Consider the following 26,525-nt stretch of genomic DNA (forward strand, 5'->3'; position numbering starts at 1 on the left):
CGCGCAGCGCGTCGAGCGCGGCCTGCACCGTGGCGGTGGAAAATTCGCTGTGGCCCAGGCGCGCCGCATAGGCCTTCATCGAGTCTTCCGAGAACGGCGAATACGCCTGCCCGCGCTCGATCAGCACCGCCAGCACGGCGCGCTGGATCTCGGTCAGCGCGCTGTACTCGCTCTCGATCTCGCCCCAGATGCGGTCGCGCCAGCCCTGCGCGCCGCGCGTGAGCAGGTCGCCCATGTTGGCGGCCTCGCCCAGCTCCAGCGCGATCTCGCTGACGATGCCCTTGAGCATCTCGGGCCGGTGCCCGACCAGCTGGAAGGCGGCGAATATGTCGTCTTCCTTGAACTGGTTGTCGGGCGCCAGGTGCTGGTTGACCCACGCGGTGTACGCCGCCACATAAGCACGGCCAAGCAACGGGAAGTTGGTCACGCGCGAGCCGAAGAAGGGCTGTGTGCGGTTGAGCAGCAGGTTGGCGAGCTTGTCGCGATTCGAGCCCGTGAAGACCAGGAACAGGCGAGGCGCATCCACGCCCTGGTTCATCTGGTCGCGCGCGGCCTTGAGCGCGAACATGGCGTTGGTGCCGGCCTCGGTGGTCAGCGCGTGCTGCGCTTCGTCGATGATCAGCACGATGGGGCGCTGCACCGCCTTGTACAGCACATCCAGCGCATCGGCCAGGGTGATGCCGGGCGGCAGCCCGATCTTGCCGAGGTTGAAGGTGAAGGTGCGCAGCACGTCGACCTTCTCCATGCCGGCGGATTTCGCCAGCTTGGCGATCAGCCCATCGAATTCGGCCAGCTTGGACTTGATGGCATCGGCGATCAGCAGGCCGGGGTCGCGGGCGCGATCGGCCCATAGATCCACGTAGATGGCGATCCACTTGCGGCGCTCGACTTCGGGCACCAGGTCTTCGCGCAGGAAGGTGCTCTTGCCGGTGCGCCGGGGGGCGGCCAGGAAGAGGCCGGAGCGCGCATCGGCCAGGCCCTTGCCCTCCAGGCTGTCGCACAGCGTGTGGGCGAGGTCTTGCCGGTGGAAGCTGAAGCGGCCGGCGTCAGTGTCGGAATCCGTGGAAGCCATCGTTTTAGACTCGATTATGGAATGCGGTATAAATTATAGCCAATCCAATAATTAAGGCTAATTCGGCTCGGATTGCGACCCGATCTGGGGTTACGCGGCAGTATGCCGCAGGCAAACGGCTGAACCATGTGACGCGCTATACTCCTCCGGCTTCCCATCGTGTCCATGTTCTCTCGCCGCTGGCTCTCCCTCGTCTGGCTTGCGATCGTACTGAACGTACTGTCGCCGGTGCTCGCTTCTGCCCGCGCAGCGCAGAACGGAACGCTCGCCGTCGACCTGTGCAGCGCGACGGCGCCGCATGGCAGTACGGTGCAGGTCGCCATCGATCTGCAGGGCGAGGGTTCTGCTGATGATTCGGCCGCCCACCACAGCGTGGCGCACTGCCTGTATTGCCCGGGGTTTGCTGCCGGGTTTGCGCTGGCCTCGCCGCCGGCGCTGGATGTTCCTTCCGCCCACTTCGTCTACCGCGTGCGGCCGCTGGCCAGCCCGGCACCCGTGTACGCGCGCAGTGCGCTGCGGGTGGCCGAGTCGCGCGCGCCGCCTGCCGCTCCGGCTTTGCTGATCTGACACGCTCGCGGAGGTGATCTCTGCGGCGTATTTGCGCCTGGCCGTGCCTGTGGCCGGCGCCATCGCAATCCGGAGATCCTTCCCATGCTGTTGTCCAAGCGCGCTGCGGCTGCCCTGCCGAAGCGCACGCTGGTGTGCCGTGCCGTGCTCGTCCTGAGCACCTTAGGCGCCGCCACGCCTCACCACGCCTTTGCCGCCGACGAATCTGCGTCGGCCCCCGCCATCCATGAACTCGCAGCGACCGAGGTGCATGCCACCATCGCGCCGCCGCCGTTCGCCCGCGACACGCCCGCCGTGGTGCAGACCGTGACCGCCGATCAGCTGGCCGACCGCAACATCGTCACCACCGAAGACGCGGTCAAGTACCAGCCCAACGTGATGGTGCGCCGCCGCTTCATCGGGGACCGCAACTCGATCTTCGCCGGCCGCGATTTTAACGAGATCCAGAGCGCGCGCGGCCTGCTGTACGCCGACGGGATCCTGCTCTCGAACTTGCTCGGCTCCAGCTACACCTATCCGCCGCGCTGGTCGATGGTCGGGCCGGACGACCTGGCGCGCGTCGATATCCTGTACGGGCCGTTCTCGGCGCTCTATCCGGGCAACTCGATGGGCACGACCATCGCCATGACGTTGCGCAAGCCCGAGACCTTCGAGGCCGCCGCGCAGACCCAGGTGATGCGCCAGCACTACAACGATGCGTATGGCTTCTCGCGCAACGTCACCGGCAATCATGAGAGCGCGTCGCTGGGCGACCGCATCGGCAAGTTCTGGTACGCCTTGTCCGTCGACCGGCTGGAGAATGACAGCCAGCCGATGCAGTACGCCACGCCCAATTCGCGCTTCACCCCGGGCGCCGCCCCCGTGCCGGTGACGGGCGCCGTGCAGGACACCGGCCCCAACGGCCAGCCGCGCGTGATCCTCGGGCCCCAGATGCTCGAGCGCACGCAGCAGCTGCAGGAAACCGTGCGCATGGGCTACGTTTTCAGCGACCGGCTGGAGGCCTCCCTCACGCTCGGCCACTGGGAGAACCACTACAGCGACCAGGCCCAGAGCTTCCTGCGCGATGCTGCCGGCAACGTGGTCACGGGCGGCAACGTCCGCATCAACGGCACGCCGACCACCATCGCCCAGAACGCCTTCGCCCCGCAGAACGGCGACCAGGAAAACTGGCTCTATGGCCTGGGCGTCAAGGGCAAACTGGGTGACTGGAAGATCGACGCCAACGCCTCGGCCTACAACGTCACGCGCGACATCCTGCGCGCGTCCAACACGGCCGCCGGCAGCGGCCCCGGCACGGTGTTCTACGGCGATGGCACGGGCTGGTCCAACTTCGATCTGAAGGCGGTCTCGCCCACGGTGTCCGGCCACACCTTCACCACCGGCTACCACTACGACCAGTACCACCTGCGCAACCAGACCTTCAACGCGACCAACTGGTCTGCGGAGACGCTCTCGACGCTGAAGTCGGCCTACCAGGGTGACACACAGACGCAGGCCGTCTTCCTGCAGGACGCCTGGGCCTTCGCGCCGCGCTGGCTGGCCACGCTGGGCCTGCGCTACGAGAACTGGCGCGCCTACAACGGCCAGCTCGCGAGTGGCACAACTGCGGGCACCACCACGCTCGGCTATGCCAGCCGCACGGAAGACGCCTTCTCGCCCAAGGCCGCGCTGCAGTGGCAGGCCACGCAAGACACGCTGCTGCGCCTGTCGTATGGCCGTGCGGTGCGCTTCCCGACCGTGGCCGAGCTGTTCCAGGGCACCATCAGCGGCAACACCATCGTCAACAACGACCCGAACCTCAAGCCCGAGCGCGCCAACGACCTCGACTTCACCGTCGAGCAAGCGGTGCCCTACGGCATGCTGCGCACGAGCCTGTTCCAGAGCGACATCCGCGACAGCATCTACTCGCAGACCAACATCACCGTCACGCCCAACGTGACCAACGTGCAGAACGTCGACCGCGTGCGCACGCGCGGCATCGAGTTGGCGTATTCCGGGCAGGACGTGGCGCGCGATGTGGGTGTGCGCGGCGTCGACATCGAAGCCAACGTCGCCTTCACGCAAGCCAAGACGCTGGCCGATGCCGCCAACCCCACCTACGTCGACAAGACCTGGCCGCGCATGCCGCGTGTGCGCGCCAATCTGTTCGCGAGCTGGCATGCCACGCCGGACTGGACCGTGGGCGCGGGTGTACGCTACTCCGGACGGCAATACGGCACGCTCGACAACACCGATGTGCTGCCCAATGTCTACGGCGGCACCAGCCGCTTCTTCACTGTGGACCTGAAGGCGAGCTATCGCATCGACAAGCACTTTACGGTGGCGCTCGGCGTCGACAACCTGACCGACCGGCGGTACTTCGTCTACCACCCGTATCCGTCGCGCACCTTCTATGGGCAACTGAAATGGCGTCTGTGATGCACGCGATTCCCCCGCTTTCACGATGGGCCGCAGGGCTGCTGCTGGCTCTGGCCGCGACGGCCTCCATCGCGCACGAAGGGCACGAGCACGGTGCCATGGCCGGCAAGACCGCTGCCAAACCGCAGCTCGCCACCACCGCGGCGTTCGACCAGGCCGGCCATCTGTGGGTGACATGGGCCGAAGGGCAGCACGTAGTGATCGCGTCGTCGGACGATCTCGGCAAGACCCTGTCCAAGCCGCAACGCATCAATCCGCAGCCCGAGCCGATCTACACCGACGGCGAAAATCGCCCGAAGGTGGTCGCCAGCCCGGACGGCGCGCTGTACGTGAGCTGGTCGCGCCCGCTCGACGCGCCATACACGGGCTTCGTGCGCTTCTCGCGCTCGCTCGACGGCGGCAAGACGTGGAGCGCGCCCGTCACCGTCCATCATGATCGCCAGCCGATCACGCATCGCTTCGATTCGATTGCCGTGGACGGCGCAGGCCGCATCTTCATGACGTGGATCGACAAGCGCGACCTGCTGCGCGCGCAGGCCGCCAAGCAGCCGTACGACGGCGCGGCGGTCTACTACACCGTCTCGACCGACCGTGGCGCCACCTTCGCGCCCGAGCGCAAGGTGCAGGACCAGGTGTGCGAATGCTGCCGCATCGCGCTGGCGCCGGATGCCGACGGCCACATGCTCGCGCTGTGGCGCAACGTCTTCGCCGGGCAGATCCGCGACCATGCGGTGACGACACTGCCGGTCGATCACACGGCGCCGACGGTCACGCGCGCGACCTTCTCCGAATGGCGTGTCGATGCGTGTCCGCACCACGGTCCGGCGCTGGCCGTCGCGCCCGACGGCGTGCGCCACATGGCGTGGTTCTCGGTGATGCAGGACAAGCCGGGCCTTTTCTATAGCCGCCTTTCTACCGACGGCAAACCGATCGGCACGGCCTGGGCCTTTGCGGGATCGCCGCAAGTCGGTGCGCAGGCGTCGCACCCGGCGCTGCTGGCGGCCGATGGTGCGCTGTGGTTGGTGTGGAAGCAGTTTGCCGACGATCGCATGCAGATCCTGCTGCGCAAATCGACCGACGGCGGCGCGCACTGGAGCGAGCCTGCCAGTGTCGCCCGCACCGATGGCGGCAGCGACCATCCGCAACTGCTCGCGCGCGATGGCCGTGTCTATCTGTCATGGCGCACGCAGGCCAACGGCTATCGGCTGATCGACATCACGCACGCTGCATCGGGAGGCCAGTCATGAACGCGCGCGTGACCAGGCTCCTGTGTGCGGCGCTGGCCGCCGGCTGGCTGCTGGGCGCCTCGGCGGCGGAGGCGTTGCAGTTCAAGCCGCTGCTCGCCAAGGATGCGCATGCGCTGCTGAATGGGCCGCGCGCGCATGTGCTCATCGTCGAGATCTGGTCGCTCGATTGCAGCTATTGCCACGAAAATACGGCGCGCATCGTGCAGTGGCGCCGCGCCCACAAGCTGCCGGTCGACGTGATCATGATCTCGATGGATAGCCCCGATCAGGCTGATACGTTGGCGCGTGCGTTGGCGCCGCTGGCGCGCGACCCTAAGGTCGGTCTGGCGCATGTGGCGCAGTACGTCAATGCGGAAGCCATGCCGGAACGTTTGCGCGCCGCGCTCGACCCCGGCTGGCAGGGCGAGACACCGCGCACACTGTTCATCGGCCCTGATGGCGCGCGACGTGCATCGAGCGGGCTGCTGACACCGCAGGCGCTGGATGCGGCGTTCGCGCCGATCCTGCATTAACAGGTGTTCATGCAGGATTGCGTCGACGTTCCGTATGTGAACAGACGCTAATCCAATGCGATGTGGACCCCCCTCGTCGTTGGGGTATGGCGGGGGCGAGGTCCTTTTTATAATGGCTTCGCTTTGTGAATTCCGGCGCATGCTCATTCACAAAGCACACCCGACCATCTTTCGTCGTCAAAGGCTGAAGATGTTAAGCCCGCTCGCCCCCCGGCCCGCGGGCTTTTTCTTTGGTTGCTTCGGACTCGGGGCGCGAATGATGGCGCACGTTCAGTGCGCTGTCGCTTGCGGCGAAGAGGGGTATGGAAGGTATGGCGCGGGCGACAACGCGTGCGTGTCTTCCAGCACGGCGCCGATGCCGATGGCAGCCGCAGCGAGGAGCACCGCGATGCCGCGCGCGATATAGAACACGGTTTGCGCGTTGAGGCGATCCGGCGCCGCTGCCGTGTGGTCAGGAAGCACGGTGCTGCGTGGCGCAGGGCGATGCGCCCCACGCGCAAACGTTGGGGCTCGACTGTAACGCGAGGCAATCGGGGCGGGATGGGGCGAGTGCGTATGGGGCATAGCGCTTCTCCTCACGCATGCGACCACGCGCGCCAGAACAGCAGCGCCGTCATCGCAAAGCCAAACGTCGAGATCAACGCCCGCACCACCGGAACCGGCAGGCGCTGCGCGAGTTGCGCACCGAGGTAGCCGCCCAATGCGGCGGCCACCAGCATCACCAGCGTCTGCGGCCACCAGACCATCTTCGCGGCGGCAAAGCACAGTACGGCGACGAGGTTGGTCGCGCCCACCAGCAGCGTGCGCGAGGCGTTGAGCGCGCGCAGGTCGTCATGGCCGAACAGTGCCCACACCGCCATCATCATGATGCCGACCGCGCCACCAAAGTAGCCGCCGTACACCGCCAGCACGCCCTGCGCGACCAGCAACGTGGTGCGGCCGATGTGCATGCGCTGGCGCAGCCAGGCACCCGCCTGTTTACCAAACGTAAATGCCAGCGAGCCGATCAGCAGCAGCCACGGCACGATGAAGTCGAACGCCCGCGTGGGTGTGTTCATCAGCAGTAGCGCGCCAGCCAGTCCGCCGGTCAGGCTCACCGCCACCATCGCGCGCATCGATACCTGCTCGAAGCCGCGATAGTCGTGCCGGTAGGCCCAGGCCGAGGTGGCTGCACCGGGCAGCAGTGCGACCGTGCTCGATGCATTGGCAAAGACCGACGGCACGCCCGTGAACATGAGCGCGGGCAGGGTGACAAACGAGCCGCCGCCGGCCAGCGCATTCATGGTGCCGGCGAGCAGGCCCGCGCCGAACAGCAGCAGCGTGGCGGATTCCATTGGGGGCGTTTGGATTGAAGGTGCCTCAGTGTCGGCCACTGGCGGGCACGTCGCAATCTGCGATACATTGACCCAGCCTCAGGCTGAAGCTGAGGCTCGACCCACCCCGCCAACGAGCCTGCCGTGCCGACCTTGCCGTGCGTTTTGACCTGATCGACCTGCGTCTATTCCTGCATACCGCCGAGGCCGGCAGCATCACGGCCGGCGCCGAGCGCACGCACCTGACGCTCGCCTCGGCCAGCGCGCGCATCCGCGGCATGGAAGCGGCGCTGGGCGTGCCGCTGCTGAGCCGCAACCGGCGCGGCGTGGAAACCACCGCCGCCGGTCGCACCCTGGCGCACCACGCGCGCGTCGTGCTGCAGCAGATGGAGCGCATGCGCGGCGAGCTGGGCGAATACGCGCGCGGGCTCAAGGGCTACGTGCGCCTGCTGTCCAACACCGCCGCCATGACGGAGTTCCTGCCCGAGACGCTGAGCGCCTTCCTGGCCGCGCACCCCGAGGTCGATATCGACCTGGAAGAGCTGGTCAGCTACGAGATCGTCGAGGCGGTGGCGCAGGGGCGGGCGGACATCGGCATCGTCAACGACGCAGACGATCTCTCGGGGCTGGAGACCTTCCCGTTTCGCCACGACCGCCTGGTGCTGGTGACCGCGCGCGACCATCCGCTGGCGGCGCGGCGCGAGATCGCCTTTGTCGACGCGTTGCAGGAAGACTTCGTTGGCTTGACCGGCGACAACGCACTGCAGGCCTACCTGGCCGGCCACGCCGCGCGCGCCGGGCATCGTCTCAAATACCGCGTGCGGCTGCGCAGCTTCGACGCGGTGTGCCGGATGGTCGAGCGCAACGTGGGCGTGGGCGTGATCCCCGAACATGCGGCGATCCGCCTGCAGCGCTCGATGGCGATCCGCCGCGTGCGCCTGACCGATGCGTGGGCGACGCGCCTGCTGCGCATCTGCGTGCGGCGTTTCGATGAGCTGCCGGTCTATGCGCGCCAGTTGATCGAGCATTTGCGCGAGGCGTGAGGCTGACATCGCTCCGCCGTTCGATTGAAACGGGCGGATAGCGCTCGCGTGGCCAGTGGGTCACCAGTACACTGCAAGCAGTTGCGGCCCCGCTGATGTGCGGTGACGCACCCACATCCGTTGATGGAGCGCATATGGCTTCCGCCGGTGTTCCCCCGATTGGCCTGCTGCACGCTGCGCGCGCGCTGCGCATCTATCGGCGCCACGAGATCAACGCGCTCGCTTGGATCGCCATGGGGGTGTGCCTGCGCTGCCCGGCGCCGATGGTGGCCGTCAGCGTTGCACTGCTGGCCGTCTGCGCGTGGTCGCTCACGCGCCACATCCAATATCTCAAGCCCCTGTACGAACTGCCGGTGTTCAGCCGCGTGCTGGCGCATAGCGGCATGGCCTTTGCGGCCACCAACGCGGCGCTGCTGGCGGTCGAGCTGGCGACGGGCACCGGCCGCGGCGCGTGGCTCGGGGCGGATGGCTGGCTCGAACCGCTCTGGCCGCCCATGCTGTCCGAGCTGTCAGGTGCGGCCGAACTGGCCTTGGTGAGCGCGCAGTGGGTCGCCACGCTGGGCGTGGTTGCCGCGGCCTCGACCTGGGCATGGCTGAGCCTGGGCGGCGGCCGTTCGCTGCGTGTTCCGCCGCACTCGCAATGAGTGCGCCCGGGTGTTTCCGGGCTGGTCTGGCGGCTGAAATCCTTCTATAAGACGTAGTGCAGGTGCGGTTGCGGTCTTCCAGCGCCCGACGAGGCGCGTGCAGTCAAATCACCGGAGACAAGGCATGACATCGTTGGAAGCATTCCTCCAGTGCCGCGATTTTCTGCTCACGCACCGGGAGGACTACGACACCGCCGTGCGCGACTTCGCATGGCCGGCGCTGGACCGCTTCAACTGGGCACTCGACTATTTCGACACCATGGCCCGCGGCAACGACGCTGTCGCGCTATGGGTGCTCGACGACCAGGGCAACGAGACACGCCTGTCGTTCGCGCAGATGGCCGAGCGTTCCGCACGGGTGGCCAACCACCTGCGCGCGCTGGGCGTGCAGCGCGGCGATCATGTGCTGCTCATGCTCGGCAACGTGCCGCCGCTGTGGGACGTGATGCTCGCCTGCATGAAGCTGGGCGCGGTCATCATCCCCGCCACCACGCTGCTCACGGCCGACGACCTGCGCGAGCGTATCGCCATGGGCGAGGTACGGCACGTGGTGGCGGGTGCGGGTGATTGCGCCAAGCTGGACACGGTGTCAGGCAATTTCACGCGCATCGTGGTCGGCGCGGACAAGGGCCCCGCCGGTTGGCACCGCTTTGAAGACGCCTATGCCGCATCGGGCGAATTCACGCCCGACGCCCCCACCAGCGCGAGCGATCCGCTGCTGCTGTACTTCACCTCCGGCACCACCTCGCGGCCCAAGCTGGTGGTGCACACGCATGCGAGCTATCCGGTCGGGCACCTGTCCACGCTGTACTGGATCGGCCTGCGCCCCGGTGACGTGCATTGGAACATCAGCTCGCCCGGCTGGGCCAAGCACGCGTGGAGTTGCTTCTTCGCACCGTGGAATGCCGGTGCAACCGTGTTCATCTACAACTACGCGCGCTTCGAGGCCCGCGCGGTGCTCGACGTGCTGTGCCGCGCCGAGGTGACCACGCTATGCGCCCCGCCCACGGTGTGGCGCATGCTGATCCAGGAAGACCTGGCCGCCTGGAAGCCCGCCTTGCGCGAGCTGGTGGGCGCCGGCGAACCCCTCAACCCCGAGGTGATCGAGCGCGCGCGCGCGGCGTGGGGCATCACCATCCGCGACGGCTACGGCCAGACCGAGACCACGGCCCAGGTCGGCAACAGCCCCGGCCAAGCGGTCCAGCCGGGTTCGATGGGGCGGCCGCTGCCGGGCTACCGCATCACCCTGCGTGACCCCGACGGCAAGGTGGCGGAAGAGGGCGAGATCTGCATCGAATTGAATCCACACCCACTCGCCCTAATGGAGGGCTACGCCGGTAACGCCGACAAGACCGCCGAGGCCATGCGCGGCGGCGTGTACCACACCTCCGACATTGCCGCGCGCGACGCGAGCGGCTACCTCACCTACGTCGGCCGTGCCGATGACGTGTTCAAGGCATCGGACTACCGCGTCAGTCCGTTCGAGCTGGAAAGCGTGCTGATCGAGCACCCGGCCATCGCCGAGGCCGCCGTGGTGCCGAGCCCCGACCCGGTACGCTTGGCTGTGCCGAAGGCCTTCCTGGTGCTGCGCGCCGGGCATGTGGCCGGGCCCGAGCTGGCACGCGACATCCTAGCGTTCTGCCGCAACCGCCTGGCGTCATACAAGCGCGTGCGCCGCATCGAGTTTGCCGACTTGCCCAAGACCATCTCGGGCAAGATCCGGCGCGTCGAGCTGCGCCAGCGCGAGGCCACCCGTGCGGAGACGGGCCGCAACGCCAACGAGTTTTGGGAGGACGATTTCCCGTCGGACTGAGCGGCTGCCAAGCCAGGGTGCGGCTCATCAAGAGCCGCACGCATTGGCTTGCAGCAGGTCAGCGCGACGCGCGCGGCACCAGACGCAGCTGGCGAGCGCGGTCCAGGTCGTAAGCCGGCACACCGCCGTGCGGCAGTGACGCACGCGAAGCTGCCAGGTCGCGGCCACGCACGATCACCGGCGCCAGGGCGCCCGCACGGATGAGGTCGGATGCGGCCAGTTCGATCCAGTCGCGGTAGTTGCGATAGATCTCTTCGGCACTGATTTTCTGGTGCGCGCAATCGCACAGCGACAGCGCTTCGGATGTGACGAAACAGCTCACGACCTTGCCGTCAACGATGGCCTGGAAAAACAGGTCGCCTACAGACCTGAAGGTCTTTCCGGTAAAAGAAATGTTCATGATGCTCCCCCTCTTTGCCCGCACCGCCACTGGGTGGCTGGTGCCCCGTGTGCCGCTTTCGCAGCGTTGCGGTCACTTGCGGGAGCTTGGCTTTCACCGAGTCGAGGGAGTGATCCGATTCCAATGCCCAATACGAAGCGCATTCGAATGGCGGTTCGATCCTGATGATCAGGATAGTGATTCCCTCGGTGCCGTTATGCGGTCTGTGAGTTCGGTGGTGTGTAACTGTGCTGCCAACCCGCGCTGCAACCTTCCCCGTACAACTCATTCTCAATATTGTTATGGTCACCACCATCGGTGCATCAAAATGCGACCGATACCGATCGCCACGGAAATGGCGAGCAGCCACAGCATCAAAACCGGAATACGGCTGGTCGGCAGCCGCGAGGTCTGGAACAAGCGTCGACGCGTGGGAATCACCTGCCAGTCGACAGCGTGTCGCTCCCACCCCATGCGAGCCGATAGGCCCGAACTTCCCCGCTTGTTGTATCCCATGGCTCGCTCCGTGCTTTCCAGCGCGAATTTAGTTTTATTTAATTCTGTTTTTCTTTTAGGCCATTCTAGGACAGCATGCGCGAAGCGATACCCCATATGCGGGGGAATTGCATCCTCCATTTGGATCATGTCGAATCGCTGTACTAATTCGGTTTATGCGTGCGGGTAGGCGATGTGTTCGCCGCAAAAAGGTTTGCGCAGTGGACGGGTGTCCGCACTTATTTTGGGCGCGGGGTGGTCATACGTTTGCGAGGGTTTTTGGGGAAGCCGTAGACGTGCTTGGCCAGCTTGGTGCGCGCCAGAAACGCGCGGGGTGCGTGCGTGGCTGTTGCAAAATGCGGGTTGGCATCTCACCAGTTGAACGGGGCCGGGGAATCGAGACCTGAAACGGATTTGCAAGGTGGTGCCGCTACAGTGACACGCCGTGCCGCCGGGTGCGTCAGGCGGTACGGCAAACGATAACGAATACGGGGAGCGTCGCCACGCAGTGCTGTGTGGCAACGCATGCAGTCGGGCGCAAGGCAGGAAGCGATCAATGAAAACAGGAAAATCCGGGCGCGGGCGCTCGTCGCGTGCGTGGTCACGGGGGCTGGCGCTGGCGGTGCTGCTCGCCGCCGCGCCCATGCTGCACGCCGAGGAGCCGACACTGGCCGCGCGTCACGCCGCCGTGCTGGCCACCTTGCAGCACGCCGGCGCATGCCAGCACATGGGCGACTACTACTGGGAAATCGGGGATGCTCGCGGCGTGCTCATCCATGGGCAGCAGGGCCATCGCATTGATGCCGAAAAGACGGTGCGGCTGGCTTCCGCCTCCAAGTGGGTGTTCGGGACGTATGTGGTGGAGCGCCAGCAAGGCAAGCTGGCGCCGGCGACGATCGATGCACTCACCATGCGCTCAGGTTACGACGCGCTCAACCCGGTCCTGTGCAATCGTTACGACACGGTGCAAAGCTGCTTCGCGCGCGGACGCAACCACACCCTCACGCCCGCCCATGTCGGCCGCTTCAGCTACAACGGCGGCCACGACCAGAAGCTGTTGATCGACCTGGGCTACGGCCACGCCGATGCCGCCGCGCTCTCCCAGGAGCTGGAACGCGAACTGACGCATACCGCCAGCATGACCGGCCCGAGCCAGCCGTTGGGCATCCACTATCTCGCACCGGAGCCGGGCGGCGGCATGGTCGCCACGCCTGCCGCATATGGACGCTTCCTGCGCCACCTGATGCACGGCGACTACGTGCTCGGCAAGATGCTGGGTGAACATGCCGTCTGCACCGAGCCCGGCAGTTGCCCGACGGCCGTCAGCACACCGGCTTCGCAGCCGTGGCACTACGCACTCAACTACTGGATCGAAGACCAGCCCGGCGGCGACGGCGCGTTCAGTTCGCCCGGCGCGTTCGGCTTCTACCCGTGGATCGCGGCGGACAAGCAGCACTACGGCATGATCGTGCGCGAGACCCTCGCGCCCCGTGCCTATGAGCGCAGCGCTGCATGCGGTGCCTTGATACGCAAGGCCTTCCAGCAGGCGCGCGCCCAGCGTTCCGAGCCGGGCGATGAGGCAGGCGCCGCAGACATCGGCGACTGAATCCGGCGCGCGCCGCCGCCATCAACCGCCGTAGTACGGGTGGTAATAGTGCGGGTGGTAGTAGTAGCCGCCGGCAGGCACGACCACACAACCCGCCAGGGCGGAGGCGGCGGCAACGGCCAGGACGAGCAGGGCAAGGGTGCGTTTCATGGCGAGGCTCCAGTGAGGTGAATCGGTGAACTCGCCTCGACTGTATGGAATGGCCTCGCAACCGCGCTTTACGGTTTGTAAGAAAAACTGTGACGTGAAAGCCGGCAAACCCCTGCCAGCGCCGCCGCCGCCGCACCCGGCGCCGGAACGCCGTAATTTGCCGTTACCTTTGCGTGCGGAATCGGGAGCCGATGGCACGCTCGCTATCCACTGGTGACAGTGTTCTACAAACTTATCGTCAAACTATTGACAGATCGCCGGGATAGGCGGGAAATAGCGGAAACGGCAAACGTTAGGCATTCAAGTTCGAGTGCCCTGCGTCGATAGCCGGGATAAAGAGAGATCAGGGCCAAGCGCCCTGGGGGACTAGAGCGATGTGCGACGCCCAACCGCGCGCATCGGCGGAATGTGTCGGGGGAACGCATCATGAGCAGGATTCTGGAAATCGCCGTCGCTTGGGCTGTGCCGGGCGTGATTGCCACCGCAATCGTCGCGCCGATCGTCTGGCGCAAGCTGCGCACGCGCCGTGCACTGCAAAACATCCATCACGCACGCGAAAACCGCGAGGATTGACCTTTTCACGCCGCCAATAGCAAACGGGCGCCGCATTCCTGCGGGCGCCCGTTTTGTCCTGCGCGGCGGTTTTGCCGATCAGGCCGCCACGGCCTGGTTCACCACATCGCGCATCGCGGCATGGGCGGCTTCCATGGCCTGGGTGCGTGCGTCCGGGCCCATGCCCAGGCGCTCAGCGCGCACGAACTGCACGTCGGTGATGCCGAAGAAGCCGAACACCGTCTTCAGGTAGGCTTCCTGGAAGTCCATCGCCACGGCCGGGCCGGCCGAATACATGCCGCCACGCGTGGAGGCGACGATCACCTTCTTGCCGCCGGCCAGGCCGACCGGGCCGGTTTCTGAGTACTTGAACGTGCGGCCGGCTTGCGCCACACGGTCGATCCAGGCCTTGAGCTGGCTAGGCACCGAGAAGTTGTACATCGGCGCGCCGACCACGATCACGTCGCTGGCGAGCAGTTCGTTGACCAGGGCTTCCGAGCGGGCGTGTTCGGCGCGGGTGGCGTCGTCGAAGCCGTCGGCGCCGGTGGCGCGGAAACCGGCGGCGATGGCGCCGTCCAGGTGGGGGATGGCTTCCACGGCCAAGTCACGGCGGACCACGGTGGCGCCGGGGTTTTCGCTGCGCAGCGTGTCGACGATGGCGGCGGTCAGGATGCGCGAGGCCGATGCGTCGCCGAGGATGCTGGAATCGATGTGAAGGACTTGCATGGTGTCTCTCCAAGAAAAAGGTGGGTTGCTGGAAAGATAGTGCGGTGCAGCGAGTTCCAGTAGTGGGTCGAATCGACACACATCGTTCTATGAGTGAGACAATGCACATGTCCCTCGGAGAGCCGCCATGGAAGACCTCAACGACCTCGTCCTGTTTGCCAGCGTGGTGACGCACGGCAGCTTCTCTGGCGCCGCGCGGGCGCTGGGGATCCCGAAGTCGCGCGTGAGCCGGCGCGTGGCCGATCTGGAGGCGCGGCTGGGGGTGCGGCTGCTGCAGCGCTCCACGCGGGCGGTGCACGTGACGGACGTCGGCTCGGCCTTCTACACGCATTGCGAATCGATGACGCAGGCCGCGCGCGCGGCCTTCGAGGTGGCCGAGCACGCTGGCGAGAGGCCCTCCGGTCGGCTGCGCGTGAGTTGCCCGGTGGGCGTGGCACACGTGTTCATTGCCCCGGTGCTGTCGAAATTTCTGCGCGCGCAGCCCGAGGTGCGGCTGGAGCTGGATGTCACCAACCGCCGTGTCGACGTGATCGGCGAGGGCTACGACGTGGCACTGCGCGTGCGCTCGACGCTGGAAGACTCCAACCTGGTGGTGCGCAGTTTTGGCGTGAGCGACCAGGTGCTGGTGGCGAGCCCCACCTTTGTGGCCGAGCATGGTCCGTTCGAGACGGCCGAGTCGATGCGCGGCGTGGCGGGTGTCGGCTTCGGCGGGGCCAGCGGCGAGCGGGCGCGCTGGCGCCTGACCGGCCCGGAAGGGGGTGCCGTCGACATCGAATACACGCCCGCGCTGGTGACCGACGATCTCTATCTGCTGGGCCAGACTGCCATCGCTGGGGTTGGGGTCGCGCAGCTGCCGTTCAACTTGTGTGCGGAGCCGATCCGAGACGGCCGGCTGATCGTGCTGCTGCCCAACCACAGGCTGCCGGCGCACCAGTTCCACGCTGTCTTTCCGTCGCGGCGAGGGCTGGTACCGGCGGTGCGCGCCTTCATCGAATTCCTCGCAGACGAGCTGCCCGACCTGACGGAACGCTTGGGCCGCTGCTACGAAGAGATTACCCGCCAGCCCGATCGTTGACGCTGCAACCAATCCGGATCGGCAGTATCATCAACCGCTTCGCTCCAGCCTTTTGCGCTGACGCCGCTTGCGGCACTCGCGCACGTCCCGCATGTCTTCCCGCCCCAGCATCGAGCCGCCCCAGCCAGACCCCGCCATCGCGTCGATCGTCGACCCGTTCGGCAAGCCACCGGTGGCCGAGATCCCGGTGATGGTGGTGATGGGCGGGCTGATGCTCGCCATCCTGCTGGGCGCGCTGGAGCAAACGATTGTGGCTGTGGCGCTACCCGTCATTGCTGGGGAATTCGACGGCTTTGCGCTGATGGCGTGGGTGGTGTCGGCCTATCTGGTGGCCTCGACCGTGGTCACGCCCATCTACGGCAAGCTGAGCGATCTGTACGGCCGCCGTGCCATGCTCACCACGGCCATCGTGCTGTTCGTGCTGGCCTCGGTGGCGTGCGCGCTGGCGACCAGCATGCCGATGCTGCTGGTCGCGCGCGTGCTGCAGGGCCTGGGCGGTGGTGGGCTGATCTCGGTGGCGCAAGCCACCATCGCCGACGTGGTGCCGCTGCGCGAGCGTGGCCGCTACCAAGGTTATGTGAGCGGCATGTGGGCGATGGCCAGCCTGGCCGGCCCGGTCGTCGGCGGCTATCTCACGCACTACCTGTCGTGGCGCTGGATCTTCTGGATCAACCTGCCGCTGGGGCTCGTCGCGCTGCTGGTGGTGCGCCGTACGCTGCGGCACCTGCCGGTGGCACACCAGCGCCGGCCGATCGATGCGCCGGGCGTGTTGCTGTTTGCGGTGGGCCTGACGGCGCTGCTGCTGATGATCACGCGCGTGGGCCAGGGCGTGCCGCTCATGCAGCCGGACAACCTCGGCTTGGCTGCAGCCGCGGTGCTGGTGCTGGGCGCCTTCGTCTGGCAGGAAAAACGCGCGGCCGAGCCGATCATTCCGCTGTCGATGTTCCGCGTGCCCACGGTCACGATCTGCTGCCTGGCGCTGTTCCTGTGCTTCTTCCAGTTGATCGCCACCTCGGTGCTGATGCCGCTGCGCTTCCAGATGGTGGCCGGTGCCAGCCCCGATGCCGCCGCGCTGCGCCTGGTGCCGCTCACGCTGTCGATCCCGACCGCCGCCTTCATCGCCGGCAAGTGGATGACGCACAGCGGCCGCTACAAGCCGCTGATGGTGGGCGGCGCCTGCGTGGTGCCGTTCGCTGTCGCCTCGCTCGGGCTGCTCGATCCGCACAATGTGTGGGCGCAAGCCCTGGCGATGATCGTGCTGGGCCTGGCGATTGGTGTGCAGTTCCCGACCGGGCTGGTTGCCACGCAGAACGCCGTGCCGCCGCAGAACGTGGGCCTGGCGACGGCGCTGACCGCGTTCTCGCGCCTGCTGGGTGGCGCGGTGGGCGTGGCGGTGCTGACCTCGGTGCTGATCGCGCTGCTGCGCGCCGCCGCGCCGCAAGCGCAGACGGCCTCGGGCGGCGATCTGCTGATGGACCTGTTCCACGCCGCGCTGGCCAGCAATGGCGCCGATGCGCGCGCACTGCAAGGCACGGCGGAGAACGCGTTCCGCCACCTGTTCTTCTTCGCGGCTGCCGTGTCGGTGATCGCACCGCTGGTGCTGGTGCGGCTGGAGGAGAAGACGCTGCGCGGCAAGGTCTCGCTCGCGCAGGCCGTGGATTGAGTCGTTAAGACGCGGCGGGCGTCAGCGCCCGCTTGCGCGCCCGACGCACCACGCTGCCCTCATACAAGGCCCAGCGCAGCGTCGGCGCAATCGTGCGCATGGCGGCCGCGGTGAGGGCCGCGCGCAGCGGCGGCGGTTCCAGCGCCAGCATCTGCAGCGCCCACGGCGGCAAGAGCTGGATGCCCGCATCCAGGAAGATGCGCACGGCAGGTTGCAGCGCCGGCCGCGGTGCCTGCCACGCCATCAGCACCGCCACCACCTCGCGCGTGCGCTCGCTTGCCAACAGTTCCGCGCGCATCGCATTCAGATAGGCCTGCACCGCCGCACGCGATTTGGGTACGTCACGCGCGCCCAGCAGTTCGGCCACCAGCGCGGTCTCTGCAAAATACTGGTCCTGCCGCGCACCACTCAGGCTGCCATCCACATAGCGCAGATAACCGGCCAGGAAGCTCGACATCTCGGCCACGTGCACCCAGGTCAGCAGGTCCGGATCGTTGGCGGAGTAGGGGCGGCCATCTGGCGCGATGCCGTGTACGCGACCGTGGATGTCCTTGACGTGTTCAATGAGTGCCAGCGCATCGCGCCGGCTGCCGTAGGTGGTGCCGGCCACGAACTGCGCGGTGCGGCCCAGGCGGCCTTGCAAGTCTTCGCGGAAGTTGGAGTGGTCCCACACGCCCGCCAGCGCGCGCGGGTGCAACGCCTGCAGCAGGAGCGCGCTGACGCCGCCCGCCATCATTGCCGGAAAGTCGGCGTGGACCTGCCAGCAGACCGCATCCGGGCCGAACAGGCCGGGGTCGCCCGGCGGCGAGGCGATATCGAGCGTCAAGCCACCGCTGGCGCGCGTGAAGCCACGGATCTGCGTGGCGATGCGGTTGCGCAGCGGCGAAAGGAGGGAGGGCATGAGGGCGGTGGGGCGTCGACCGTGATGTCTCAATTTTAACGACCGGCCGCCCACGTGTTCTCGGCGACCGATTGCCGCATGCCCTTCGCAGCACGCCTAGAATGCTCCAACGCCCCCGCGTCTGCGGCGGGATGCGATCCACGAGAGACCCATGCACGCGATGAACAAGCAACGATCGTCGGCCGCCAGGCGGCTGTTGGCAGGATGGATGCTGGGCTGGCTGTGCTTGGCCAGTCCGATGGCCCATGCCGCCGAGAGTGCCCAGGGCGCCCAGGCCCTGCGCGACAAGTACCAGAGCCTGACCCAGCAACTGGCCGACAACCCGTTCCATCGCCCGCTGGTGCTCGAATCCACCGAGACGCCCACGACGCTCAGGGGGGATATCTATGGCGTGGTCGACTATCCCTACGCCGCCGTCAACAGCGCGCTCAATGACCCAGCGCAGGGGCCGGCCAACTGGTGCGACGTGCTGATCCTGCACCTGAACATCAAGTACTGCCACGCCTCCAGTGCCTCGGGCGGCAGCCTGCTCGACGTGAACCTGGGGCGCAAGGTCGAGCAGCCGCTGTCCAGCGGGTATCCACTGCAGTTCACCTACCACTCTGCTGCGAGCAGCACAGCGTACTTTCGCGTGGAGCTGAGTGCCGACACCGGCCCGCTCAGCACGAAGGACTACCGCGTCGTGCTGGAAGGGATTCCTGCTGGCGGCAGCCACACCTTCCTGCACCTCACCTATGCGTACGGCTACGGTACCGCCGGCCGGCTGGCCATGAGCACGTATCTGGCCACCGTCGGCAGCGACAAGGTGGGTTTCTCGACCGCGGCTGACACGCTAGGGGCGCAGCCGCAGTACATCGGCGGCGTGCGCGGCCTGCTTGAGCGCAACACCATGCGCTACTACCTCGCCATCGATGCGTATCTGAAAGCGCTATCCGCCGCGCCGGACAAGCGCCTGCAGCAGCGCCTCGCCACCTGGTTCAACGCCACCGAGCAGTATCCGCGCCAGCTGCACGAAGTGGAGCGGCAGGACTACATGGTGATGAAGCAGCACGAGGTCGAGCGCCAGCAGACGCCGCAACCGCAGTAGCGGGACTCAATCCGCCGGGCGGTATACCTTGGCGAAGCGCTGGGCCTGCACGACGCCATAGTCGCCGGGGGCGTATTGCATGACCCAATCTCCGGCGGTGCCGCGCAGCACATCACCGGCGGCGGAGCGGGCGAGGGAGAACGGCGCGTCCATCTGCTTGGCCAGCACCACCGACGGCCGATTGCGATACGGCCCCGGCTGGCCATGCGCGAGCGCGGCATCGGCGGGCAGGTATTTCGCGTCGAAGCGCTCGCGCGAGACGACCCAGCGGTCACCCGTTGATCCGGTGATGAGCGCATCGCCGGGCGCATAGCGATTGGGGCCTTCCAGGCTCATCAGCTCGCCAGCCTCGGCAGCGAAGGCGACGGTGACGGTTTCATCCTTGACGAAGCGGCGCGCGGCGGGATCGGTGCGCAGGTCTAGGTTGGCGAGCGTAAGCATGTGCGGCGGCAGTGGAGCGGCGAAGGGCGTAAGGGTACGCGAAACGCCGCTGCTCAGGTACAGCGTTCAGCCGCGCGCAATCTCCAGCACGTCATACGGTTCCAGGCTCGCGATGGCCGCCAGCGGATCGGGCTCACGCCAGGCGAAGAGGTGGCAGACCATCTTTTCGGGCGTGACGTCGACGATGGTGAAGCCGTTCTTCTCCATCGGCGGAGCGTTGCGCTCCAGCGTGAGCGCGGTGGGCGCGCGCGGGCTCAAGCCACGTGGGCCGCTCGGCCAGCCGGCCAGGCCCGTGCCGATCGGGCCGTTGAGCACCAGGTTGACGGGGTTGGCGCGCAGGTCCAGGTCGCCGCTCTTGAGCATGCGGTCCCAGCCGGTGGCGTGCAGGTCGCCCGACATCATCACCGCCGGCCGCGTCTGCGCCGACATCGCGCTGACGATGCGCTGGTGCTGGGCAAACCAGCCGCTCTGCCACATGTATTTCTGCTTTTCCGTGCTCAGGCGCAGGTGCGTGCCATGCACGCCGCCAAAGCGCTGGAAGGCCGTGTCGTCGTGGCTGGCGAGCATTTCGTCCGAGACCACCAGGTCGGGATACCACTCGCGCCACTTGCCCGCTGACCACCCGAACGGCGTAGACGGCATGTGCACCAGATGGCGCGCATCCGATTGCCGCGTGCGCTCCAGCAGCCAGGCTTCCGCTTCGGGCGGCACGATGCCAGCGTGGCGGTCCTTGAGCGTGAGGTAGCGCCCGCAGTCGTACATCAGCACTTCCAGCAGCTTGCCGTAGCGCAGCGTGCCAAAGCATTCCGACAATTGCGGCGCGCGGTCGGCGGCGTTGGTGCCGGGCAGCATCAGCGGGCGCGTCGCATCGGGCAGGAACTCCGGGTAGTACAGGTCTTGCACCGTGCGCCCGAGCGTCATGTCGAAAAAGTCGGGCGGGAAGGTGACGAAGTTCGCCTCGGCCTCGTCGTTCTCGAAATAGTCGTGGTCATCCATCATGAAGAACGCCGGCGTGGAGCGCAGTCGCGTGCCGTACAGCTCGGCGATCTGCGGGTCGGTGGCGGTCTTGAGGATGCGTTCGTTGTCGGTGCCGAGCACCGGCTCGGCGGTGTTGAACATGCCGATCTTCTGGTAGAACGCCGTCGCCGCCTGGCGGATCTTCGGGTTGGCGCTCTCGAGCCAGGTGCGTTGGTCCCAGTAGACGTGGTCGCCGTTGGCGATGACGGCGTCGGGCTGGAACGACAGGCCGCGCTCGAGCAGCGCGTGGCGGATCGCCAGCGAGCGGAACGCTTCGATGCCACCGGGGCCGCGCATGTCGGGGTGCCCGCCGGCGCAGGTGTAGACCAGCAGGCGCACGTGGTCGGGCGCGGCGTCGGGGCGTGGGAAGGTCTTCAGTGGCCAGGTGGCGCACAGCGGTCGCCCGGCGGCATCGACCAGTCGCAGCGGATAGGTGGTATCGGCCGACAGGCCCGACACGTCGAATTGCCAGAAACGCCCATCGGTATCGGACCGGTGCCCCGTCACGTGGCGGTGGCCGACCTGCAACCGCGGCGCCTGCCTGAGCGCGTTGCGGAACGACGCCTTCAGGAACAGGCGTTCGTGATTCGCCGTCGGCAGCAGGTGCACAACGTCCCCCGCATCCCAGGTTTCGGTGGCGAATACATTGTCCGGCAACGTCAGGCTGGCGCCGGCGGCCAGCGCGGCGCCGGCCTGCAGGAATTTGCGTCGGGAAAGGGTGGGCGGCATGGTGTCTCCTGGGCGTCGATGGTGGCGGCGCGCTTCCTGTTCCGGCGCGCTTCGATCTGCAACTATCGACGTCGCGCGTCATCAAGTAAAATAATTTCCAGCGCCATATCAATAACCTGGAGGAATGCCGTGCTTGGCGATGACCTGGAGTATTTCCTGGCGATCGTGTCGACCGGCACCGTCACCGGCGCGGCGCAGCGGCTCGGGGTGTCGCAGCCGGCGCTGACCAAGGCCGTGCAGCGGCTCGAACGCAAGGTGGGTGTACAGCTGGTCACGCGCACGCCGCGCGGCGTGGAGCTGACCGATGCCGGGCGCGCATTTCGTGATCGGCTGCAGCGGGTCTCGCGCGACATGGACGACGCCCTCCAGGAGGCGCGCGACCTGGGCGGCGGGCACGCCGGCCTGCTGCGCATGGGCGTGACGCCCGCGACCACCGACTTCGCGTTGCGCGCGCTGCTGCCGACGCTGATCAACGAACGGCCGCTGTCCCGCATCCACTTCACCACCGCGTTTGGGGCGACCCTGCTCGATGCCGTCAGCCGCAAGGATGTCGAGCTGGCGGTCTGCCCGATCCCCGACAAGATTGATCCCGCGCTGGAGCACGAAGTGCTCTACGAGGAGCCGTGCTATCTGATGTTCAACAGCCAGCACCCGCTGGCGGCGCGCACATCGATTGATCTCGATGAACTCGCGCGCTACCCCTGGGCAGGCACGCGCAAGCATGAGTTCGCCCGCGCGATGGTGGAGCGGGCCTTCGTTGCGCGCGGTCTGGCGCCGCCGTCGATCGTGATGGAGGCCGACAACCTGCAGGCGCTGATCCTGATCGTCTCGCGCACACACCTCATCAGCATGATCAACCTGGGCAGCATTGGCGCCGGCACGCTGCCCGACAACGTGATGGTGCGGCCGCTGGCGCTGGAGGGCGTGCAGCGCCGTATCGGCATCGTGCGACGCGCGGGCTACCTGTCGCCGATTGCGCAGCGGGCGCAGGAGATTTTGCGGGACGGTGCTCAGGCGTTCTCGAACGGGCTCGCCACCTGAGTTGCGCGGCGGTTTGCACGCCACCCAGCGTGGCCTATCGTGTATCCATGGCGGGGCGCAGATGTGCTCCAAGCAACGAGGGCCGCAATATGACCGTGCAGTTGAATCACACCATCGTGTGGTGCCGCGACAAGTCGCGGTCCGCGCAGTTTCTGCGCGACCTCCTCGACCTGCCCAGCCCGATCCCGTTCGGGCCGATGCTGGTCGTGCAGCTTGAGAACGGCGTCTCGCTCGACTTTTTCGACCGCGATGGGCCGATCGCCACACAGCACTACGCCTTCCTCATCAGCGAGGCCGAATTCGACCGCGCCTTCGCGCGCATCCAGGAGAAGGGCCTGCCATATTGGGCCGACCCCGCCAAGCGCCGCGCCGGCGAGATCTACACCCACAACGGCGGTCGCGGCTTCTATTTCGACGATCCGGACGGCCACTTTCTCGAGCTGATGACGCGGCCGTATGACTTGAACGGCTAGGGCGTGTCGTCGAGCGTCAGCACCAGCCGACCGTCCACCGCGTGCACGGGGAACGTCTTGAGGCACAAGCCACCCGCGCCCGGCGTGCAGCCGGTGATGAGGTCGAAGCGCAGGCCGTGCGCCGGGCACTGCAGCACGCTGCCCGCAAGCTTGCCGCTGGCCAGTGAGGCGCCCTGATGCGGGCACGTGTTGTCGATCGCGCGCAGCGTGCCGTCGAGGTTGAACAGCACGATGCCGCGGCCCTCGACGAAGACCAGCTTGCGCTGGCCGGGCGCCAGTTCGTCAACGGCGGCGACCGGGATCGCGCGGCGGCCGTCAGCGCAGTGCATTGATCATCGACTCCGCCTGGGGCCATTCGCCATAGCCCGCTGCCGGGTTCAAGTGGCCCACATCCCCCAGGTCGATCAGCCGGCTGCCCCAGTCGGCCGCCATGCCGGCCACGCGCTCGAATGACGCCAGCGGGTCATTGCGGCTGGCCGCGACAACGCTCGGAAACGGCAGCGGCTGGCGCGGAAAGGGCAACCAGCCGTTGCGCTTGATCGCATCGTGGTCGGGATACCCGGCCGGCAGCGGCCTTTCCAGATCGGCTGGCGTGGCGAGCAGGGCGCCATGGATCTGACGCGCATGCCGCTTGGCCCAATGCGCGGTGATCATCACGCCGGCGCTATGCGCCACGAGAATCACTGGGCCGGCGATGGCGGCCAGCGCCTTGTCCAATGCCGCCACGCGCGCCGCGCAACTCAGCTTGTCGGCCTCCAGCGGTGGCACCGATGCGGTCTTGTGTCCTTGTGCCTGCAGCTTGGCCTGCAGCAACGTCTGCCAGTGCTCGGGCACGTGATCGCGCAGGCCGGGCACCATGAGGAAGGTGGGAGTGGATTCAGGCATCTTGGAGACGAAGAAACAAAAAGCGAGGAGGTCACCCTCCTCGAATACCGACCGATGCAGGGCGCTCTGCACGAGACGCCCGCCTCGGCAAACCGGGCGCTCAGAACTTGTGACGGATGCCGACCGCCGCGCCCACCATGCTGGTCTGGCCCGCGCCCGGGAAGTACCCGTTGGCGAAGCCGATGGCCGAGGTGTCGAAGTTCAGGCCGGCGTTGCGGGCATAGGCGGTGGTCAGGTAGACGTCGGTGCGCTTGGAGAAGTTGTAGTCGGCGATGAAGCTGACCTGCCACGGGTTGGCCGGGCTGCTCGGTGCACCGGCTTTGGACAGTTGCAGCGTCTTGAGCTTGTCGTAGTAGTAGGCCAGGGTCAGACCCAGGGCCTGGGTGGCCTGGTAGTTCACGCCGGCCCACCACATGTCGTCGCGGATGAAGGTGGCGTCATTGGAGTACGTGGCCTTCTCCCAGCGATAGCCGCCAATCAACTTGGCCGGACCCACCGTGTAGCTGGCGGCCACGGCCAGCTTCTTGGCACTGCCGTAGCCGGTGTCGCCAAACGGGGTCATCGACGGGTTGGCCTGGTCGTAGGCGATGGTGGCTCCAAATGGGCCGCCGGCGTAGGCCACGGCTGCACCGTAGCCGCTGTCGCGCTTGAACTGCCCCGGCACTTGCCCCGCGCCAAACACACCGTTGCCGAACGACCAGTGCGCCAGCGCTGTCACCGGGCCGAAGGTGCCGGTGTATTTCGCGGTGTTGTCCGAGCGGAAGTTCAGGCCGGTCATGAAGATGATCGGCTCGTACTGCGTCGAGTAGGCGGTGGGCGAGAAGTTGGCCAGCGCCTCGAACAGCGACGTGTACTGGCGCCCGAAGGTGAACTTGCCGAAGCGCGTGTCCAACCCGACGAAGGCCTGGCGCCCGAACAGCCGGCCGCCTTGCTGCAGCCTGCCGTCGTTGACGCCAAAGCCGCTCTCCAGCACGAACAGCGCCTTGTTGCCGCCGCCCAGGTCCTCATCGCCGCGCAAGCCCCATCGCGAGCCGGACAGGCCGCCCGTGTTCATATCGATCTTGCTGGCAGCCGCACCGGGAAAGCCAGGAGTGCCGGGGGCGGTGGGCGACATCTTGTTGACGTACTCGATGTTGGTATCGAGCACGCCATATAGCGTCACGCTCGACTGTGCCCAGGCCGTGCCCGCGCAGGCGAGCAACGATGCGGCGGCGATGTGTTTCATCTTCATGCAGGGTCTCCTCTTGCTTTGGTGTTGTCGTCCCCAGGTGCGGTTGGGCGCCCAGGGGATCGTTAGAAAGGTTTCGTGCCGATGATTCCCGCGCGCTCCATCTTGCGATGGCACGGCGCGTAATCCATGACCGCGTAGTGTTGGGTCGCGCTGTTGTCCCAGATCGCCACGCTGTTGGGCTTCCAGCGCCAGCGCACCTGGTATTCCGGTACGTAGGCCTGGCTGACGAGGTAGCGCAGCAGGTCGGCCGCGCCCGGGTTGGCGTCTTGCCCGTAGCGCACGCGCGCCGGCGTGTGGAAGTTGGTGAAGTGGGTGGTGAAGCCGTTCACGTACAGGATCTTTTCGCCGGTCTCGGGGTGGGTGCGCACCACCGGGTGCTCAGGGTCCGGGTACTGCGCTTTGAGCGCAAGGCGCTTTTCGATCGGCATGGCCGCGCCAAAGCTGGCTTCGATGCTGTGGCGCGCGCGCAGGTCCGCAATCTCGGCCTTGACGTGCTCGGGCAACCGTTCGTAGGCCAGCACCATGTTGGCCCACATGGTGTCGCCGCCCACCGGCGGGCATTCCACGCAGCGCAGCACCGCGCCGAACTGCGGGGCTTCGCGCCAGGTGGCGTCGGCGTGCCAGCAGTTCTCATAGCGGTCGTTGGGCTGGTCGGGCGTCTTGTAGATGCGCACGAGGCCGGGGTGCTCGGGGTCGCTGCCCGCCACCGGGTGGTCTTCCAGATCGCCAAAGCGGTGGGCAAAGGCGACGTGCTGCGCGCGGGTGAGGTCCTGGTCGCGCAGGAAGACGACGCGGTGCTTGAGCAGCGCGGCCCGGATCTCGGCGAACAGGCCGTCGTCGCGTACGGCATCGGCCAGCTGCACGCCGGTCAGCTCCGCGCCGAGCGCGTTGGTGAGGGGTTCGATACGCATGGCGATCGCCCCCTCAGATCACGAAGACGGACGAGCCCGTCGTCTTGCGCGATTCCAGGTCGCGGTGCGCCTGTACGGCGTCTTCCAGTGCATAGCGCTGGTTGATCTCGATTCGGATGCGTCCCGCCGCCACGTGGCCGAACAGCTCGCCGGCCAGCTCGGTCTTCTCGGCCGGGTCGGCAATGTAGTCGGCCAATGCGGGACGCGTCAGGTAGAGCGAACCCTTCATCGCCAGCAGTTGCGGATTGAACGGCGGGATCGGGCCCGAGGCGGTGCCCACGCACACCATCAAACCGCGCCGCTTGAGTGAGTCGAGCGAAGTCTCAAAGGTGTCCTTGCCGACGCTGTCGAACACGACGTTGACGCCCACGCCGCCGGTCAGTTCGCGCACGCGCTTGGCGACGTCTTCCTGGCTGTAGTTGATGACGTGATCGCAGCCGTGCGCGCGGGCGATGGCCGCCTTGGCCTCGCTCGACACCGTGCCGATCACGGTCAGGCCCAGCAGCTTGGCCCATTGCGAGACGATCAGGCCGA

At 66.9% G+C, this 26,525-nt stretch carries 29 protein-coding genes; 14 read left to right on the forward strand and 15 right to left on the reverse strand.

The features are described 5' to 3' along the window. Window positions 1-1,072 (reverse strand): hypothetical protein (locus tag QZ609_RS11300; protein ID WP_295494309.1); only part of this gene is annotated, 1,072 nt, incomplete at its 3' end. 165 nt (window positions 1,073-1,237) lie between these two features. Here QZ609_RS11300 and QZ609_RS11305 point away from each other — a divergent pair. The 4 genes from QZ609_RS11305 to QZ609_RS11320 all read left to right on the forward strand — a co-directional run bounded on the left by QZ609_RS11305 (window position 1,238) and on the right by QZ609_RS11320 (window position 5,816). Continuing rightward, entirely contained in the window at window positions 1,238-1,639 is a 402-nt protein-coding gene (locus QZ609_RS11305) for a DUF2946 domain-containing protein (RefSeq protein WP_295494348.1), read from the forward strand. An 84-nt stretch (window positions 1,640-1,723) separates the two neighbouring features. Next, a complete protein-coding gene (locus tag QZ609_RS11310; RefSeq protein WP_295494311.1) occupies window positions 1,724-4,057 on the forward strand; it encodes a TonB-dependent receptor in 2,334 nt (777 codons plus the stop codon). Beyond that, window positions 4,057-5,304, forward strand: coding sequence for a sialidase family protein (locus QZ609_RS11315; RefSeq protein WP_295494313.1), 1,248 nt, complete (start codon window positions 4,057-4,059; stop codon window positions 5,302-5,304). Before QZ609_RS11310 ends, QZ609_RS11315 begins: the two co-directional genes overlap by 1 nt. Window positions 5,305-5,312: 8 nt before the next feature. Beyond that, entirely contained in the window at window positions 5,313-5,816 is a 504-nt protein-coding gene (locus QZ609_RS11320) for a hypothetical protein (protein ID WP_295494315.1), read from the forward strand. A gap of 270 nt (window positions 5,817-6,086) precedes the next feature. On the opposite strand, the gene QZ609_RS11325 is transcribed toward QZ609_RS11320, so the two are convergent. Beyond that, entirely contained in the window at window positions 6,087-6,278 is a 192-nt protein-coding gene (locus QZ609_RS11325; protein WP_295494316.1) for a hypothetical protein, read from the reverse strand. A 113-nt stretch (window positions 6,279-6,391) separates the two neighbouring features. Further along, a complete protein-coding gene (locus tag QZ609_RS11330; protein WP_295494317.1) occupies window positions 6,392-7,150 on the reverse strand; it encodes a sulfite exporter TauE/SafE family protein in 759 nt (252 codons plus the stop codon). Window positions 7,151-7,287: 137 nt separating this feature from the next. Between QZ609_RS11330 and QZ609_RS11335 the strand changes: the two genes are divergently transcribed. The 3 genes from QZ609_RS11335 (at window position 7,288) to QZ609_RS11345 (ending at window position 10,629) form a co-directional block, all read left to right on the forward strand. After that, the gene (locus tag QZ609_RS11335; protein ID WP_295494319.1) at window positions 7,288-8,172 is read left to right on the forward strand and encodes a LysR substrate-binding domain-containing protein; all 885 of its coding nucleotides are present in this window, start codon (window positions 7,288-7,290) and stop codon (window positions 8,170-8,172) included. A gap of 134 nt (window positions 8,173-8,306) precedes the next feature. After that, window positions 8,307-8,816, forward strand: a complete 510-nt coding sequence (locus QZ609_RS11340; RefSeq protein WP_295494321.1) for a hypothetical protein — start codon at window positions 8,307-8,309, stop codon at window positions 8,814-8,816. 124 nt (window positions 8,817-8,940) lie between these two features. Beyond that, window positions 8,941-10,629, forward strand: coding sequence for an AMP-binding protein (locus tag QZ609_RS11345; RefSeq protein WP_295494322.1), 1,689 nt, complete (start codon window positions 8,941-8,943; stop codon window positions 10,627-10,629). 58 nt (window positions 10,630-10,687) lie between these two features. On the opposite strand, the gene QZ609_RS11350 is transcribed toward QZ609_RS11345, so the two are convergent. After that, complete coding sequence (locus tag QZ609_RS11350; protein ID WP_295494323.1) at window positions 10,688-11,029, reverse strand: DUF1488 family protein; 342 nt, start codon at window positions 11,027-11,029, stop codon at window positions 10,688-10,690. 285 nt (window positions 11,030-11,314) lie between these two features. Beyond that, entirely contained in the window at window positions 11,315-11,653 is a 339-nt protein-coding gene (locus tag QZ609_RS11355; protein WP_295494324.1) for a hypothetical protein, read from the reverse strand. A gap of 406 nt (window positions 11,654-12,059) precedes the next feature. Here QZ609_RS11355 and QZ609_RS11360 point away from each other — a divergent pair, with 406 nt between their 5' ends. Beyond that, a complete protein-coding gene (locus QZ609_RS11360; RefSeq protein ID WP_295494325.1) occupies window positions 12,060-13,109 on the forward strand; it encodes a hypothetical protein in 1,050 nt (349 codons plus the stop codon). A gap of 21 nt (window positions 13,110-13,130) precedes the next feature. Here QZ609_RS11360 and QZ609_RS11365 read toward each other — a convergent pair whose 3' ends face one another. After that, window positions 13,131-13,259: a hypothetical protein gene (locus tag QZ609_RS11365; protein ID WP_295494326.1), complete on the reverse strand. Its 129-nt coding sequence runs from the start codon at window positions 13,257-13,259 to the stop codon at window positions 13,131-13,133. A 426-nt stretch (window positions 13,260-13,685) separates the two neighbouring features. On the opposite strand from QZ609_RS11365, the gene QZ609_RS11370 reads away from it, so the two are divergent. Continuing rightward, on the forward strand, window positions 13,686-13,832 hold the full coding sequence (locus QZ609_RS11370; protein WP_295494327.1) for a hypothetical protein: 147 nt from the start codon (window positions 13,686-13,688) through the stop codon (window positions 13,830-13,832). Window positions 13,833-13,910: 78 nt separating this feature from the next. On the opposite strand, the gene QZ609_RS11375 is transcribed toward QZ609_RS11370, so the two are convergent. Further along, the gene (locus tag QZ609_RS11375; protein ID WP_295494328.1) at window positions 13,911-14,537 is read right to left on the reverse strand and encodes an FMN-dependent NADH-azoreductase; all 627 of its coding nucleotides are present in this window, start codon (window positions 14,535-14,537) and stop codon (window positions 13,911-13,913) included. 127 nt (window positions 14,538-14,664) lie between these two features. Here QZ609_RS11375 and QZ609_RS11380 point away from each other — a divergent pair, with 127 nt between their 5' ends. Together QZ609_RS11380 and QZ609_RS11385 are read left to right on the forward strand one after the other, a co-directional pair. Further along, window positions 14,665-15,612, forward strand: a complete 948-nt coding sequence (locus QZ609_RS11380; RefSeq protein WP_295494330.1) for a LysR family transcriptional regulator — start codon at window positions 14,665-14,667, stop codon at window positions 15,610-15,612. Between the two features lie 91 nt (window positions 15,613-15,703). After that, window positions 15,704-17,275, forward strand: coding sequence for an MDR family MFS transporter (locus QZ609_RS11385; protein ID WP_295494331.1), 1,572 nt, complete (start codon window positions 15,704-15,706; stop codon window positions 17,273-17,275). 4 nt (window positions 17,276-17,279) lie between these two features. On the opposite strand, the gene QZ609_RS11390 is transcribed toward QZ609_RS11385, so the two are convergent. After that, entirely contained in the window at window positions 17,280-18,176 is an 897-nt protein-coding gene (locus QZ609_RS11390) for an oxygenase MpaB family protein (RefSeq protein ID WP_295494332.1), read from the reverse strand. A 208-nt stretch (window positions 18,177-18,384) separates the two neighbouring features. Between QZ609_RS11390 and QZ609_RS11395 the strand changes: the two genes are divergently transcribed. Continuing rightward, window positions 18,385-19,263 carry a hypothetical protein gene (locus QZ609_RS11395; RefSeq protein ID WP_295494350.1) on the forward strand — a complete coding sequence of 293 codons (879 nt, stop codon included), beginning with the start codon at window positions 18,385-18,387 and terminating at the stop codon, window positions 19,261-19,263. A gap of 6 nt (window positions 19,264-19,269) precedes the next feature. Here QZ609_RS11395 and QZ609_RS11400 read toward each other — a convergent pair whose 3' ends face one another. After that, window positions 19,270-19,704, reverse strand: a complete 435-nt coding sequence (locus tag QZ609_RS11400) for a PGDYG domain-containing protein (RefSeq protein WP_295494334.1) — start codon at window positions 19,702-19,704, stop codon at window positions 19,270-19,272. A 66-nt stretch (window positions 19,705-19,770) separates the two neighbouring features. Beyond that, on the reverse strand, window positions 19,771-21,450 hold the full coding sequence (locus tag QZ609_RS11405; protein WP_295494336.1) for a twin-arginine translocation signal domain-containing protein: 1,680 nt from the start codon (window positions 21,448-21,450) through the stop codon (window positions 19,771-19,773). Between the two features lie 129 nt (window positions 21,451-21,579). On the opposite strand from QZ609_RS11405, the gene QZ609_RS11410 reads away from it, so the two are divergent. Both QZ609_RS11410 and QZ609_RS11415 read left to right on the forward strand, forming a co-directional pair. Continuing rightward, the gene (locus QZ609_RS11410; protein ID WP_295494337.1) at window positions 21,580-22,491 is read left to right on the forward strand and encodes a LysR family transcriptional regulator; all 912 of its coding nucleotides are present in this window, start codon (window positions 21,580-21,582) and stop codon (window positions 22,489-22,491) included. A gap of 89 nt (window positions 22,492-22,580) precedes the next feature. Then, entirely contained in the window at window positions 22,581-22,964 is a 384-nt protein-coding gene (locus QZ609_RS11415; protein WP_295494338.1) for a VOC family protein, read from the forward strand. Here QZ609_RS11415 and QZ609_RS11420 read toward each other — a convergent pair. From QZ609_RS11420 to QZ609_RS11440, 5 genes are all read right to left on the reverse strand, one after another. Continuing rightward, window positions 22,961-23,293, reverse strand: a complete 333-nt coding sequence (locus QZ609_RS11420) for a Rieske 2Fe-2S domain-containing protein (RefSeq protein WP_295494340.1) — start codon at window positions 23,291-23,293, stop codon at window positions 22,961-22,963. The two genes, QZ609_RS11415 and QZ609_RS11420, sit on opposite strands and share 4 nt — an antisense overlap. Next, entirely contained in the window at window positions 23,280-23,849 is a 570-nt protein-coding gene (locus QZ609_RS11425) for an alpha/beta fold hydrolase (protein ID WP_295494342.1), read from the reverse strand. The genes QZ609_RS11420 and QZ609_RS11425 overlap by 14 nt, the downstream gene beginning before the upstream one ends. A gap of 100 nt (window positions 23,850-23,949) precedes the next feature. After that, window positions 23,950-25,080, reverse strand: coding sequence for a porin (locus QZ609_RS11430; protein ID WP_295494344.1), 1,131 nt, complete (start codon window positions 25,078-25,080; stop codon window positions 23,950-23,952). Between the two features lie 62 nt (window positions 25,081-25,142). Further along, window positions 25,143-25,991: a TauD/TfdA family dioxygenase gene (locus QZ609_RS11435; RefSeq protein WP_295494345.1), complete on the reverse strand. Its 849-nt coding sequence runs from the start codon at window positions 25,989-25,991 to the stop codon at window positions 25,143-25,145. A 13-nt stretch (window positions 25,992-26,004) separates the two neighbouring features. Then, window positions 26,005-26,525, reverse strand: a 521-nt coding sequence (locus QZ609_RS11440) for a zinc-binding dehydrogenase (RefSeq protein WP_295494347.1), incomplete at its 5' end; no start/stop codon positions are given.

This window comes from uncultured Ralstonia sp. (assembly GCA_913056305.1).
In the GTDB taxonomy this organism is placed as follows: domain Bacteria; phylum Pseudomonadota; class Gammaproteobacteria; order Burkholderiales; family Burkholderiaceae; genus Ralstonia.